A 13,567-nucleotide genomic window follows, 5' to 3' on the forward strand; every position below is an offset into this window, starting at 1 on the left:
CGCCGCGCAGCCCGTCGATCCCGCGCACGCCGCCGTCGCCGTGCTCCTCATCGGCCCGGCCGGCGCCGGGAAGACCACCGTGGCCCGGCACTGGGCGGACACCCGCCGCGTGCCCACCGCCCACGTCAGCCTCGACGACGTCCGCGAGTGGGTGCGCTCCGGCTTCGCCGACCCGCAGTCCGGCTGGAACGACCACTCCGAGGCGCAGTACCGCCTGGCCCGCCGCACCTGCGGCTTCGCCGCGCGCAACTTCCTCGCCAACGGCATCTCCTGCATCCTCGACGACGCCGTCTTCCCCGACCGGCCCGCCGTCGGCCTGGGCGGCTGGAAGCGCCACGTGGGCCCGGGCCTGCTGCCCGTCGTCCTGCTCCCGGGCCTGGAGGTCGTCCTGGAGCGCAACGCCGAGCGCACGGGCAACCGCCGCCTCGGCGACGAGGAGGTCGCCCGCATCCACGGCCGGATGGCCGGCTGGTACGGCTCGGGCCTGCCCATCATCGACAACTCCCAGCAGGACGTCACCACCACCGCCCGTCTCCTCGACGAGGTCGTCGCCCGCTCGCTGGCCGGCCCGCCCGGCTGCTGACGGGCCCGGCGCCCGGCTCGGCGGACGCGGGCGCCGCTGCCCGGTCGGACGCGCTGGGACGGCCGCCCGCGGAGCCCGGCCGTACGCTCGGAGACATGTCCGAGGTGTACGCGGCACGCCGCGCCCGGCTGCGCGAGCGCTGTCACGCGGCCGGGAGCGAGGCCGCCCTGGTCTCCGGGAACGCCAACGTCCGCTATCTGGCCGGCATCGCCCCGGCCGGGGCGGCGCTGCTCGTGTGCCCCGGCCAGGACGTCCTCCTGTGCCCCTGCGACCCCTGCGGCACCCCTGCCCTCACCCGGCCCGCGGAGGACCTGCGCGTCGTCGTGCTGGACGGGGCCGACGGTGACCCGGCCGTCGCCGGCGCCGAGCGGGCCGCGGCCGCCGGGGCCGGCTCGCTGGCCGTGGAGGAGCACCACCTGACGGTCTCCCGCCACCGCGCCCTGCAGTCCGTCGCGCCCCGGCTGCGCCTGACGGACCTGGGCCCCGCCGTGGAGCAGCAGCGGCTGGTCAAGGACGACGAGGAGATCTCCTCCCTGCGCATCGCCGCGGAGATCGCCGACCAGGCCCTGGGGGAGCTGCTGGAGTCGATCCTGGTCGGGCGCACCGAGCGGCACCTCGCGCTGGAGCTGGAGCGGCGGCTGGTCGACCACGGCGCCACGGGTCCGGCGTTCCCCACCTCCGTCGGCACCGGGCCGAACTCGGGTCTGGCCGGGCACCTGCCGAGCGACCGCCGTGTGGAGGAGGGCGATTTCCTGAGCGTGTGCGTCGGTGCGGACTACCGCGGCTACCGCAGCGAGATCGGGCGGACCTTCGTGATCGGCACCAGCCCGGCGGACTGGCAGATCGAGCTCTACGACCAGGTGTTCGCCGCTCAGCGGGCCGGCCGGGAGGCGCTCGCGCCGGGCACGCCCTGCCGGGAGGTGGACCGCGCGGCGCGGGTGGTGCTGGAGGCCGCGGGCCACGGTGATCGCGTCGGACCGCGGATCGGACACGGCGTGGGACTCGAAAACGACGAGGACCCTCGGCTGACACCTTCGGCAATGGGTAAACTGGACGCTTGCGTGCCGGTCACCGTAGATCCCGGGGTACACCTCCCGGGCCGCGGCGGCGTCCGGATCGATGACACGCTCGTCGTCCGCCCCGAGGCGGACGGCGGACCCGAGCTACTCACCATTACGACCAAAGAGCTGCTCGCGCTCTAGCCGGGCGCACCGCACTTTCTGGTTCCACCAGTCCAGGAGATACCGCAACCGTGGCATCCACGAACGACCTCAAGAACGGCATGGTGCTCAAGCTCGACGGGGGCCAGCTCTGGTCCGTCGTCGAGTTCCAGCACGTCAAGCCCGGCAAGGGCCCCGCCTTCGTCCGTACGAAGCTGAAGAACGTGCTCTCCGGCAAGGTCGTCGACAAGACCTTCAACGCCGGCGTGAAGGTCGAGACGGCCACCGTCGACCGCCGCGACATGCAGTTCTCGTACATGGACGGCGAGTACTTCGTCTTCATGGACATGAAGGACTACGACCAGCTGATGATCGACCGGAAGGCCGTCGGCGACGCCGCGAACTTCCTGATCGAGGGCTTCGAGGCCACCGTGGCCACGCACGAGGGCGAGGTGCTCTACGTCGAGCTGCCGGCCGCCGTCGAGCTGGTCATCGAGCACACCGACCCGGGCGTCCAGGGCGACCGCTCCACCGGTGGCACCAAGCCCGCCAAGCTGGAGACGGGCTACGAGATCCAGGTCCCGCTCTTCGTCACCACCGGCGAGAAGATCAAGGTCGACACGCGCACCGGCGATTACCTCGGCCGGGTGAACAGCTAACCGTGGCTGCCCGCAGCAAGGCCCGTAAGCGCGCCTTCCAGATCCTCTTCGAGGCCGACCAGCGCGGCATCACCGTGCAGAACGTGCTCGCGGACTGGATCCGGCACTCGCGGTCCGACGACCGTCAGCCGCCGGTCACCGAGTACACGATGCAGCTGGTCGAGGGGTACGCCGAGCACGTCGCCCGGATCGACGAGCTGATCGCGACCTACGCGGTCGACTGGGACCTGGACCGCATGCCGGTCGCGGACCGGAACATCGTGCGGCTCGGTGCCTACGAGCTGATCTGGGAGGACGGCACCCCGGACGCGGTGGCGATCGACGAGGCGGTGCAGCTCGCCAAGGAGTTCTCCACCGACGAGTCGCCGTCCTTCGTCAACGGTCTGCTCGCCCGCTTCAAGGAGCTCAAGCCGGGTCTCCGGCGCGACGAGAAGTAAGCGGTCCGGCTCGTCCGGCTCCTGCGAGCCGGGCCCGCCGCCCGAAAGCAAAACCGCCTGGGGCGGGAAACCGGAGGTTTCCCGCCCCAGGCGGTTTTGTCGTGGTCGGTTGTTTAAGACCGGACCGGCCGTCAGGCGTCCTCGTGCTGGACCGCGCGGCGCGCATCCGCATCGAGCACGCCCCAGCTGATCAGCTGCTCGGTGAGCACCGAGGGCGACTGGTCGTAGATGACGGCGAGGGTCCGCAGGTCGTCCTGGCGGATCGAGAGGACCTTGCCGTTGTAGTCGCCGCGCTGGCTCTGGATGGTCGCCGCGTAACGCTGGAGCGGGCCCGCCTTCTCGGCCGGCACGTGGGCCAGGCGCTCAAGGTCCAGGACCAGCTTCGGCGGCGGCTCGGCAGCGCCACCCGGCGTGGTGCCGGGCAGCAGCTCCTGCACGGGAACCCCGTAGAAGTCGGCCAGCTCGGCCAGGCGCTGCACGGTCACGGCACGGTCGCCGCGCTCGTACGAACCCACTACGACGGCCTTCCAGCGGCCCTGGGACTTCTCCTCCACGCCGTGAAGGGAGAGGCCCTGCTGGGTGCGGATGGCGCGGAGCTTGGCCCCGAGCTGTTTGGCGTATTCGCTGGACATAAAGCTCCCCGGACGCTATATCGACGTGCGACGGCGTCTTCTGCGACTGCCGCGTGTCTGGTAACTCACTGTGAGGTTACGCAGCGTAATCTGACTTCGTCAAGCCGAATGGTCCACACCGTCCTCCAGTAGGGGTGACGGGGAGCATCCGATGGCGGGCCTGGTACGGTGAGGGAGTAATTCCGACGTCCTTTAATGTCCGTCCCGTGAGGCGGAGAAGGAGGTCCGTTTCGTATGGACGCCATTCCTGAGTCGAGCCCCATGGGCTCCGCCCCCCGTCCCGTGCTCGAAGCACCGGACATCGCCCGGGTCCTGACCCGTATCGCCCACGAGATCGTCGAGCGCGCCAAGGGCGCCGATGACGTGGTGCTCCTCGGCATTCCGACGCGCGGCGTCTTCCTCGCCCGCCGGCTGGCCGCCAAGCTCGAAGAGATCACCGGCAGCGCGACCCGCGTCGGCTCCCTCGACATCACCATGTACCGCGACGACCTGCGGCTGCGTCCGGCGCGCGCTCTCGCGCGCACCGAGATCCCCGGCGAGGGCATCGACGGCCGCCTGGTGGTCCTCGTGGACGACGTGCTCTTCTCCGGCCGTACGATCCGCGCCGCGCTGGACGCCCTGAACGACATCGGGCGCCCGCGCGCCGTCCAGCTCGCGGTCCTCGTCGACCGCGGCCACCGCGAACTTCCCATCCGTGCCGACTATGTCGGCAAGAACCTCCCGACGTCGCTGCGGGAGACGGTCAAGGTCCAGCTCACCGAGGAGGACGGGCGCGACAGCGTCCTGCTCGGCGTGCGCGCGGCCACCCCTGCCGACGCGCAGTAGCGAGCCCCCCTCCCGGACCCCGGCCGCTGCGAGGCCGTGACCGCCTGGTCCTCGCACGCCCGTCCGCGTACCCGCACACCTCCTACACACGGAGCACCCGGATGAAGCGCCACCTCATCTCGGCCGCCGACCTCACCCGCGACGACGCCGTCCTGATCCTCGACACCGCCGAGGAGATGGCCCGGGTCGCCGACCGGCCGATCAAGAAACTGCCCACCCTGCGCGGCCGCACCGTCGTCAACCTCTTCTTCGAGGACTCGACGCGCACCCGCATCTCCTTCGAGGCCGCCGCCAAGCGCCTCTCCGCCGACGTCATCAACTTCTCCGCCAAGGGCTCCTCGGTCTCCAAGGGCGAGTCCCTCAAGGACACCGCCCTGACTCTGGAGGCGATGGGCGCCGACGCCGTCGTCATCCGCCACCACGCCTCCGGCGCCCCCTACCGGCTGGCGAACTCGGGCTGGATCGACGGTGCCGTCGTCAACGCCGGCGACGGCACCCACGAGCACCCCACCCAGGCCCTGCTGGACGCCTTCACCGTGCGCCGCCGCCTGGTCGGCCGGGACGCGGGGATCGGGCAGGACCTCTCCGGGCGCCGGATCACGATCGTCGGCGACGTGCTGCACAGCCGCGTCGCCCGCTCCAACGTCCACCTGCTGACCACCCTCGGCGCCGAGGTCACCCTGGTCGCGCCGCCCACGCTGGTGCCGGTCGGCGTCGAGAGCTGGCCCTGCGAGGTCTCCTACGACCTCGATGCCGTGCTGCCGAAGTCCGACGCCGTGATGATGCTGCGCGTCCAGCGCGAGCGGATGAACGCCGCCTTCTTCCCGACCGAGCGCGAGTACGCCCGCCGCTACGGCCTGGACGGCGACCGCATGGCGAAGATGCCCGAGCACGCCGTCGTGATGCACCCCGGCCCGATGAACCGCGGCATGGAGATCACCGCCGAGGTCGCCGACTCCGACCGCTGCACGGCCGTCGAGCAGGTCGCCAACGGCGTCAGCACCCGGATGGCGGTCCTCTACCTGCTGCTGGGCGGCTCCGAGCCCGCCGTCACCACGAACAACGCCCGCACCGAGGAGAACAAGTAATGACCAAGATCCTGATCCGCGGTGCGAAGGTCCTCGGCGGCGAGCCGCAGGACGTCCTGATCGACGGCGAGACGATCGCGGAGGTCGGCACCGGCCTGAGCGCCGAGGGCGCCCAGGTGATCGAGGCCGACGGCAAGATCCTGCTGCCCGGCCTGGTCGACCTCCACACCCACCTGCGCGAGCCCGGCCGCGAGGACTCCGAGACGGTCCTGACCGGCACCCGGGCCGCCGCGAGCGGCGGCTTCACGGCCGTCTTCGCCATGGCCAACACCTTCCCCGTCGCCGACACCGCCGGCGTCGTCGAGCAGGTCTGGCGCCTGGGCAAGGAATCCGGCTACTGCGACGTGCAGCCCATCGGCGCCGTCACCGTCGGCCTGGAGGGCAAGCAGCTCTCCGAACTGGGCGCCATGCACGACTCCGCCGCCGGAGTCACCGTCTTCTCCGACGACGGCAAGTGCGTCGACGACGCCGTGATCATGCGCCGTGCCCTGGAGTACGTGAAGGCCTTCGGCGGCGTCATCGCCCAGCACGCGCAGGAGCCCCGCCTCACCGAGGGCGCCCAGATGAACGAGGGCGTCGTCTCCGCCGAGCTCGGACTGGGCGGCTGGCCGGCCGTCGCCGAGGAGTCGGTCATCGCCCGTGACGTCCTCCTCGCCGAGCACGTCGGCTCCCGGGTGCACATCTGCCACCTGTCCACCGCCGGCTCGGTCGAGATCGTCCGCTGGGCCAAGTCGCGCGGCATCGACGTCACCGCCGAGGTCACCCCGCACCACCTGCTCCTCACCGACGAGCTGGTGCGCTCGTACAACCCGGTCTACAAGGTGAACCCGCCGCTGCGCACCGAGCGTGACGTGATGGCGCTGCGCGAGGCCCTGGCCGACGGCACGATCGACATCGTCGCCACCGACCACGCTCCGCACCCGCACGAGGACAAGGACTGCGAGTGGGCCGCGGCCGCCATGGGCATGGTGGGCCTGGAGACCGCGCTGTCCGTCGTCCAGCACACGATGGTCGAGACCGGGATGCTGGACTGGGCCGGCGTCGCCGAGCGCATGTCCTTCAAGCCCGCCGCCATCGGCAGCCTCGCCGGGCACGGCCGCCCCGTCGCCGCCGGTGAGCCCGCCAACCTCACCCTGGTCGATTCCGCTTACCGTGGTGTCGTGGACCCCGCGGGCTTCGCCTCCCGCAGCCGCAACACCCCCTACGAGGGCCGCGAGCTGCCGGGTCGCGTCACCCACACCTTCCTGCGGGGCCGGGCAACGGTCGTGGACGGGAATCTGGCGTGACACCTTTGATCAATCTGGCGGCGGACGAGCAGAAGTCGCAGGCGGTCACCGACTGGGCCGCACGCATCGGCTGGGTCGTGGGACTGCTGCTCTTCATCGCGCTCGTCTACTGGCTGATGCGCGAGGGCTGGAAGTGGCGCGGCGCGCTCCAGGGCGACCTGCCCGAGCTGCCCGCCGTGCCCGCCGACGCGGGTGAGCCCACGCTCACCATGGAGGGCCGCTACCACGGCTCCACCACGGCCGGCCAGTGGCTCGACCGCATCGTCGCGCACGGCCTCGGCACCCGCAGCCGGGCCGTGCTCACCCTGACGGAGCAGGGCGTCACCGCGGTGCGCCCCGGCGCCCAGGACTTCTTCATCCCCGCGGACCGGGTGCGCGGCGCCCGGCTCGACAAGGGCATCGCCGGCAAGGTCCTCACCGAGGGCGGCCTGCTGGTGATCACCTGGGTGCACGGGGACCGGGAGATCGATTCCGGTTTCCGCTCCGACCAGGCGGCCGAGCACGCCGCATGGGTCGAGGCCCTCACCCACCTGCACCACCTGAACAGCGACACGGAAGGCGCACGATGACGACCTCCACCAGGGGGACTGCCAAGATCCCCGCCGTACTCGTCCTGGAGGACGGCCGGATCTTCCGCGGCCGGGCCTACGGGGCCGTGGGGGAGACCTTCGGCGAGGCCGTGTTCTCCACCGGCATGACCGGCTACCAGGAGACCCTGACCGACCCCTCGTACCACCGCCAGGTGGTCGTGATGACCGCCCCGCACGTCGGCAACACCGGCGTCAACGACGAGGACCCCGAGTCGGCGCGCATCTGGGTCGCCGGCTACGTGGTGCGCGACCCCGCCCGCGTCCCGTCCAACTGGCGCTCGCGCCGCTCCCTGGACGAGGAGCTGGCCAAGCAGGGCGTCGTCGGCATCTGCGGCATCGACACCCGCGCCCTCACCCGCCACCTGCGCGAGCGCGGCGCCATGCGCGTCGGCATCTTCTCCGGGCACTCCCTGCCCGACGAGGGCACGATGCTCGCCGAGGTGCGCCAGGCCCCCGAGATGAAGGGCGCCGACCTCTCCGCCGAGGTCGCCACCAAGGAGACCTACGTGGTCCCCGCGATCGGTGCGAAGAAGTTCACCGTCGCCGCGGTCGACCTGGGCATCAAGGGCATGACCCCGCACCGGATGGCCGAGCGCGGCATCGAGGTGCACGTGCTGCCGGCCACGGCCACCGCCGAGGACGTCTACGCGGTCAACCCGGACGGCGTGTTCTTCTCCAACGGCCCGGGCGACCCGTCCACCGCCGACCACCCCGTCGCCGTCATGCGCGAGGTCCTCTCCCGTAGGACGCCGCTGTTCGGCATCTGCTTCGGCAACCAGATCCTCGGCCGCGCGCTCGGCTTCGGCACGTACAAGCTGAAGTACGGCCACCGGGGCATCAACCAGCCCGTGCAGGACCGCACGACCGGCAAGGTCGAGGTCACCGCGCACAACCACGGCTTCGCCGTCGACGCCCCGCTCGACCGGGCGACCGACACGCCGTACGGCCGGGTGGAGGTCTCCCACGTGTGTCTGAACGACAACGTGGTGGAAGGCCTCCAGCTGCTCGACCAGCCGGCATTCAGCGTCCAGTACCACCCCGAGGCAGCCGCAGGACCGCACGACGCCGCGTACCTGTTCGACCGCTTCGTCTCCCTGATGGAGGGCCAGCGTGCCTAAGCGCACCGACATCCAGTCCGTTCTGGTCATCGGCTCCGGCCCGATCGTCATCGGCCAGGCCGCGGAGTTCGACTACTCCGGCACCCAGGCCTGCCGCGTGCTGAAGTCCGAGGGCCTGCGGGTCATCCTCGTCAACTCCAACCCGGCCACGATCATGACCGACCCGGAGATCGCCGACGCCACCTACGTCGAGCCGATCACCCCCGAGTTCGTCGAGAAGATCATCGCCAAGGAGCGCCCCGACGCTCTCCTGCCCACCCTCGGCGGCCAGACCGCGCTCAACACCGCGATCTCCATGCACGAGAACGGCGTGCTGCAGAAGTACGGCGTGGAGCTGATCGGCGCCAACGTCGAGGCCATCCACAAGGGCGAGGACCGCGACCTGTTCAAGGGCGTCGTCGAGGCCGTCCACGCCAAGATCGGCCACGGCGAGTCCGCCCGCTCGGTCATCTGCCACACCATGGACGAGGTCCTCGCGGGCGTCGACGAGCTCGGCGGCTACCCCGTCGTCGTCCGCCCCTCCTTCACCATGGGCGGCGCCGGCTCCGGCTTCGCGCACAACGAGGACGAGCTGCGCCGCATCGCCGGCCAGGGCCTCACGCTCTCCCCGACCACCGAGGTGCTCCTGGAGGAGTCCATCCTCGGCTGGAAGGAGTACGAGCTGGAGCTGATGCGCGACAAGAGCGACAACGTCGTGGTCGTCTGCTCCATCGAGAACTTCGACCCGATGGGCGTGCACACCGGCGACTCCATCACCGTCGCCCCGGCGATGACGCTGACCGACCGCGAGTACCAGATCCTGCGGGACGTCGGCATCGCGATCATCCGCGAGGTCGGCGTCGACACCGGCGGCTGCAACATCCAGTTCGCCGTCAACCCCGACGACGGCCGGGTCATCGTCATCGAGATGAACCCGCGCGTCTCGCGCTCCTCCGCGCTCGCCTCCAAGGCCACCGGCTTCCCGATCGCCAAGATCGCAGCGAGGCTCGCCGTCGGCTACACGCTGGACGAGATCCCCAACGACATCACCGAGAAGACCCCGGCGTCGTTCGAGCCCACGCTCGACTACGTCGTGGTCAAGGCGCCCCGCTTCGCGTTCGAGAAGTTCCCGGCCGCCGACGCCACCCTCACCACCACCATGAAGTCGGTGGGCGAGGCCATGGCCATCGGCCGTAACTTCACCGAGGCGCTGCAGAAGGCCCTGCGCTCGCTGGAGAAGAAGGGCTCGCAGTTCGACTTCGTCTCCGCGCCCGGCGACAAGGCGGAGCTGCTGGCCAAGGCCGTCGTCCCCACGGACGGCCGCATCAACACGGTCATGGCGGCCATCCGCGCCGGGGCCACCCCGGAGGAGGTCTTCGACGCCACGAAGATCGACCCGTGGTTCGTCGACCAGCTCTTCCTGATCAAGGAGATCGCGGACGAGCTGGCCGCCGCCGAGAAGCTGGAGCCCGAGCTGCTGGCCGAGGCCAAGCGGCACGGCTTCTCCGACGCCCAGATCGGCGCGATCCGCGGCCTGCGCGAGGACGTCGTCCGCGAGGTCCGCCACGCCCTCGGCGTCCGCCCGGTCTACAAGACGGTCGACACCTGCGCCGCCGAGTTCGCGGCGAAGACCCCGTACTTCTACTCCTCCTACGACGAGGAGTCCGAGGTCGCGCCCCGCGAGAAGCCCGCGGTGATCATCCTGGGCTCGGGCCCGAACCGCATCGGCCAGGGCATCGAGTTCGACTACTCCTGCGTCCACGCCTCCTTCGCGCTCAGCGACGCCGGCTACGAGACCGTGATGGTCAACTGCAACCCCGAGACCGTCTCCACCGACTACGACACCTCCGACCGGCTCTACTTCGAGCCGCTCACACTGGAGGATGTCCTGGAGATCGTCCACGCCGAGCAGGAGGCCGGCCCCGTCGCGGGCGTCGTCGTCCAGCTCGGCGGCCAGACCCCGCTGGGCCTGGCGCAGGCGCTCAAGGACAACGGCGTGCCGATCGTCGGCACCTCGCCCGAGGCCATCGACCTCGCCGAGGAGCGCGGCGCCTTCGGCCGCGTGCTGACCGAGGCCGGCCTGCCCGCCCCCAAGTACGGCACCGCCTTCTCCTTCGAGGAGGCCAAGGGCATCGCCGCCGAGATCGGCTACCCGGTCATGGTCCGCCCGTCCTACGTGCTCGGCGGCCGCGGCATGGAGATCGTCTACGACGAGCCCTCCCTCGGCGGGTACCTGGAGCGCCACGCGGGCCTGATCTCCGAGCACCCGGTCCTCATCGACCGCTTCCTCGACGACGCCATCGAGATCGACGTCGACGCGCTCTACGACGGCCACGAGCTCTACCTCGGCGGCGTCATGGAGCACATCGAGGAGGCCGGCATCCACTCCGGCGACTCCGCCTGCGCCCTGCCCCCGATCACCCTCGGCGGCCACGACATCAAGCGGCTGCGGGCCTCCACCGAGGCCATCGCCAAGGGCGTCGGCGTGCGCGGACTGATCAACATCCAGTTCGCCATGGCCGGGGACATCCTCTACGTCCTGGAGGCCAACCCGCGCGCCTCCCGCACCGTCCCCTTCACCTCGAAGGCGACCGCCGTGCCGCTGGCCAAGGCCGCCGCCCGGATCTCGCTGGGCGCGACCGTCGCCGAGCTGCGCGCCGAGGGCATGCTGCCCAAGGAGGGCGACGGCGGCACGCTGCCGCTGGACGCGCCGATCTCCGTCAAGGAGGCCGTGATGCCGTGGTCGCGCTTCCGCGACGCCTCCGGCCGCGGCGTGGACACCGTCCTGGGCCCGGAGATGCGCTCGACGGGCGAGGTCATGGGCATCGATAGCGTCTTCGGCACCGCCTACGCCAAGTCGCAGGCCGGGGCCTACGGCGCGCTGCCCACCAAGGGACGGGCGTTCGTGTCGGTCGCCAACCGCGACAAGCGCTCGATGATCTTCCCGGCCCGCGAGCTGGTCGCCCACGGCTTCGAGCTGCTGGCCACCTCCGGCACCGCCGAGGTCCTCAAGCGCAACGGCATCAACGCCACGGCCGTGCGCAAGCAGAGCGAGGGCGAGGGCCCGAACGGCGAGAAGACGATCGTCCAGCTCATCCACGACGGTGAGGTGGACCTGATCGTCAACACCCCGTACGGCACCGGCGGCCGCCTCGACGGCTATGAGATCCGCACCGCCGCGGTCGCCCGCGCGGTCCCGTGCCTGACCACGGTCCAGGCCCTCGCGGCCGCCGTCCAGGGCATCGAGGCGCTTACCCGCGGCGACGTGGGCGTGCGCTCCCTGCAGGAGCACGCGGAGCACCTGACCGCCGCCCGCGCCTGACCCGTGCCGCCCGCCCGCCCCTCGCGCAGGGGCGGGCGGGCGGTCCCCAGGCCCCTCCCTCTCGCCCGTCCCGCTCGCGGAAGGCCCGGCTCCACCATGTACTCCCTCTTCTTCCGACTGATCTTCCAGCGGATGGACCCCGAGAAGGCCCACCACCTCGCCTTCGCCTGGATCCGCGCCGCGGCCCGCGTGCCGGTCCTGCGCACCTTCGTCGCGGCCGTCCTCGCCCCCCGCCACAAGGAGCTGCGCACCGAGGCGCTGGGCCTGCGCATGCACGGCCCCTTCGGGCTCGCCGCCGGCTTCGACAAGAACGCCTCCGCCATCGACGGCATGAGCATGCTCGGCTTCGATCACATCGAGGTCGGCACCGTCACCGCCCAGCCGCAGCCCGGCAACCCCAAGAAGCGCCTCTTCCGCCTCGTGGCGGACCGCGCGCTCGTCAACCGCATGGGGTTCAACAACGACGGCTCCGCGGCCGTGGCCGAGCGCCTGGGTGCCCGGAAGGCCGTCTTCCGGACGACCGTGGGCGTCAACATCGGCAAGACGAAGATCGTGCCGGAGGCCGAGGCCGTCGCCGACTACGTCACCTCCACCGAGCGCCTGGCCGCCCACGCCGACTACCTCGTCGTCAACGTCTCCTCGCCCAACACGCCCGGGCTGCGCAACCTGCAGGCCACCGAGGCGCTGCGGCCGCTGCTGACCGCCGTCCGCGAGGCGGCCGACCGCACGGTCACCTCGCGCCGCGTCCCGCTGCTGGTGAAGATCGCCCCCGACCTGGCCGACGAGGACGTCGACGCCGTCGCCGACCTGGCCGTCGAGCTGGGCCTGGACGGCATCATCGCCACCAACACCACGATCGCCCGCGACGGCCTGGGCCTGCGGACGCCGAAGCGCACCGTCGAGGCCATCGGGGCCGGCGGCCTGTCCGGCGCCCCCCTCAAGGCCCGCTCGCTGGAGGTCCTGAGCCGTCTGTACGCCCGCGTGGGCGACCGGATCACCCTGGTGGGCGTCGGGGGCATCGAGACCGCCGAGGACGCCTGGGAGCGGATCCTGGCGGGCGCCACGCTCGTCCAGGGCTACAGCGCCTTCATCTACGAGGGCCCGTTCTGGTGCCGCAGGATCCACCGGGGCCTGGCCGAGAAGCTCGCGGCCAGCCCGTACGCCACCCTCGCCGAGGCGGTCGGCGCCGAGACCCGGAAGAAGGCAGCCGCATGACCCTCGAACCCTTCGGCGTGCGCCTGCGCCGCGCCATGGACCGGCGCGGTCCCCTCTGCGTCGGCATCGACCCGCACGCCTCGCTGCTGGCCGACTGGGGCCTGAGCGACGACATCGACGGCCTGGAGCGCTTCACCCGCACCGTGGTGGAGGCGCTCGCCGACCGCGTCGCCGTGCTCAAGCCGCAGTCCGCCTTCTTCGAGCGCTTCGGCTCGCGCGGCATCGCCGTCCTGGAGCAGGCCGTCGCCGACTCCCGCGAGGCCGGCGCGCTGGTCCTGATGGACGCCAAGCGCGGCGACATCGGCTCCACCATGGCCGCGTACGCCGCGACCTACCTGGACCCGGCCTCGCCGCTCTTCTCCGACGCCGTGACGGTCAGCCCCTACCTCGGCTACGGCTCGCTGCGCCCCGCGCTGGACCTGGCGCGCGAGAGCGGCACCGGCGTGTTCGTCCTGGCCCTCACCTCGAACCCGGAGGGCGCCGAGGTGCAGCACGCCGTGCGCGCGGACGGGGCGAGCGTGGCCGCGACCATGCTGGACCACCTGCGGGCGGAGAACGCGGACGCCACGCCCATGGGCTCGTACGGCGCGGTCGTCGGCGCCACCCTGGGCGGCTCGCTCGGCGCGGCGCGCGCGGAGCTGGACATCAACGGCCCGCTGCTGGCCCCCGGCAT

Annotated in this window: 13 protein-coding genes; 12 read left to right on the forward strand and 1 reads right to left on the reverse strand. The window is 71.6% G+C overall.

What is annotated here, in order from left to right; all coding sequences use genetic code 11:
• From V7793_RS22175 to nusB, 4 genes are all read left to right on the forward strand, one after another.
• Positions 1-583: AAA family ATPase (locus V7793_RS22175; protein WP_336009158.1), on the forward strand; the 583-nt coding region annotated here is incomplete at its 5' end.
• Between the two features lie 95 nt (positions 584-678).
• Complete coding sequence (locus tag V7793_RS22180; protein ID WP_336009161.1) at positions 679-1,785, forward strand: aminopeptidase P family protein; 1,107 nt, start codon at positions 679-681, stop codon at positions 1,783-1,785.
• A gap of 50 nt (positions 1,786-1,835) precedes the next feature.
• Entirely contained in the window at positions 1,836-2,402 is a 567-nt protein-coding gene (gene efp / locus V7793_RS22185; RefSeq protein ID WP_058045292.1) for an elongation factor P, read from the forward strand.
• Positions 2,403-2,404: 2 nt separating this feature from the next.
• A complete protein-coding gene (gene nusB / locus V7793_RS22190; RefSeq protein ID WP_058045293.1) occupies positions 2,405-2,839 on the forward strand; it encodes a transcription antitermination factor NusB in 435 nt (144 codons plus the stop codon).
• A 131-nt stretch (positions 2,840-2,970) separates the two neighbouring features.
• Here nusB and bldD read toward each other — a convergent pair whose 3' ends face one another.
• A complete protein-coding gene (gene bldD / locus V7793_RS22195) occupies positions 2,971-3,471 on the reverse strand; it encodes a transcriptional regulator BldD (protein WP_004948690.1) in 501 nt (166 codons plus the stop codon).
• A 234-nt stretch (positions 3,472-3,705) separates the two neighbouring features.
• Here bldD and pyrR point away from each other — a divergent pair, with 234 nt between their 5' ends.
• The 8 genes from pyrR to pyrF all read left to right on the forward strand — a co-directional run.
• The gene (pyrR, locus tag V7793_RS22200) at positions 3,706-4,296 is read left to right on the forward strand and encodes a bifunctional pyr operon transcriptional regulator/uracil phosphoribosyltransferase PyrR (protein ID WP_336009169.1); all 591 of its coding nucleotides are present in this window, start codon (positions 3,706-3,708) and stop codon (positions 4,294-4,296) included.
• 101 nt (positions 4,297-4,397) lie between these two features.
• The gene (locus V7793_RS22205; protein WP_336009171.1) at positions 4,398-5,384 is read left to right on the forward strand and encodes an aspartate carbamoyltransferase catalytic subunit; all 987 of its coding nucleotides are present in this window, start codon (positions 4,398-4,400) and stop codon (positions 5,382-5,384) included.
• Positions 5,384-6,670, forward strand: coding sequence for a dihydroorotase (locus V7793_RS22210; RefSeq protein WP_336009173.1), 1,287 nt, complete (start codon positions 5,384-5,386; stop codon positions 6,668-6,670). The genes V7793_RS22205 and V7793_RS22210 overlap by 1 nt, the downstream gene beginning before the upstream one ends.
• Entirely contained in the window at positions 6,667-7,239 is a 573-nt protein-coding gene (locus V7793_RS22215) for a PH-like domain-containing protein (RefSeq protein WP_168092234.1), read from the forward strand. Before V7793_RS22210 ends, V7793_RS22215 begins: the two co-directional genes overlap by 4 nt.
• Positions 7,236-8,378, forward strand: coding sequence for a glutamine-hydrolyzing carbamoyl-phosphate synthase small subunit (carA, locus tag V7793_RS22220; protein WP_336009174.1), 1,143 nt, complete (start codon positions 7,236-7,238; stop codon positions 8,376-8,378). Before V7793_RS22215 ends, carA begins: the two co-directional genes overlap by 4 nt.
• The gene (gene carB, locus V7793_RS22225; RefSeq protein WP_336009175.1) at positions 8,371-11,679 is read left to right on the forward strand and encodes a carbamoyl-phosphate synthase large subunit; all 3,309 of its coding nucleotides are present in this window, start codon (positions 8,371-8,373) and stop codon (positions 11,677-11,679) included. The genes carA and carB overlap by 8 nt, the downstream gene beginning before the upstream one ends.
• A 96-nt stretch (positions 11,680-11,775) precedes the next feature.
• Complete coding sequence (locus V7793_RS22230) at positions 11,776-12,894, forward strand: quinone-dependent dihydroorotate dehydrogenase (protein WP_336009178.1); 1,119 nt, start codon at positions 11,776-11,778, stop codon at positions 12,892-12,894.
• Positions 12,891-13,567: orotidine-5'-phosphate decarboxylase (gene pyrF / locus V7793_RS22235; protein ID WP_336009180.1), on the forward strand; the 677-nt coding region annotated here is incomplete at its 3' end. The genes V7793_RS22230 and pyrF, both read left to right, overlap by 4 nt.

The organism is Streptomyces sp. KLMMK (assembly GCF_036961605.1).
In the GTDB taxonomy this organism is placed as follows: domain Bacteria; phylum Actinomycetota; class Actinomycetes; order Streptomycetales; family Streptomycetaceae; genus Streptomyces; species Streptomyces telluris.

Excerpts from the sequence above, each read along its gene's own strand:
- V7793_RS22180 (WP_336009161.1), top strand. The coding sequence starts at position 679 with ATGTCCGAGGTGTACGCGGCACGCCGCGCCCGGCTGCGCGAGCGCTGT.
- bldD (WP_004948690.1), bottom strand. The coding sequence starts at position 3,471 with ATGTCCAGCGAATACGCCAAACAGCTCGGGGCCAAGCTCCGCGCCATC.
- pyrR (WP_336009169.1), top strand. The coding sequence starts at position 3,706 with ATGGACGCCATTCCTGAGTCGAGCCCCATGGGCTCCGCCCCCCGTCCC.
- V7793_RS22205 (WP_336009171.1), top strand. The coding sequence starts at position 4,398 with ATGAAGCGCCACCTCATCTCGGCCGCCGACCTCACCCGCGACGACGCC.
- V7793_RS22210 (WP_336009173.1), top strand. The coding sequence starts at position 5,384 with ATGACCAAGATCCTGATCCGCGGTGCGAAGGTCCTCGGCGGCGAGCCG.
- carA (WP_336009174.1), top strand. The coding sequence starts at position 7,236 with ATGACGACCTCCACCAGGGGGACTGCCAAGATCCCCGCCGTACTCGTC.
- V7793_RS22230 (WP_336009178.1), top strand. The coding sequence starts at position 11,776 with ATGTACTCCCTCTTCTTCCGACTGATCTTCCAGCGGATGGACCCCGAG.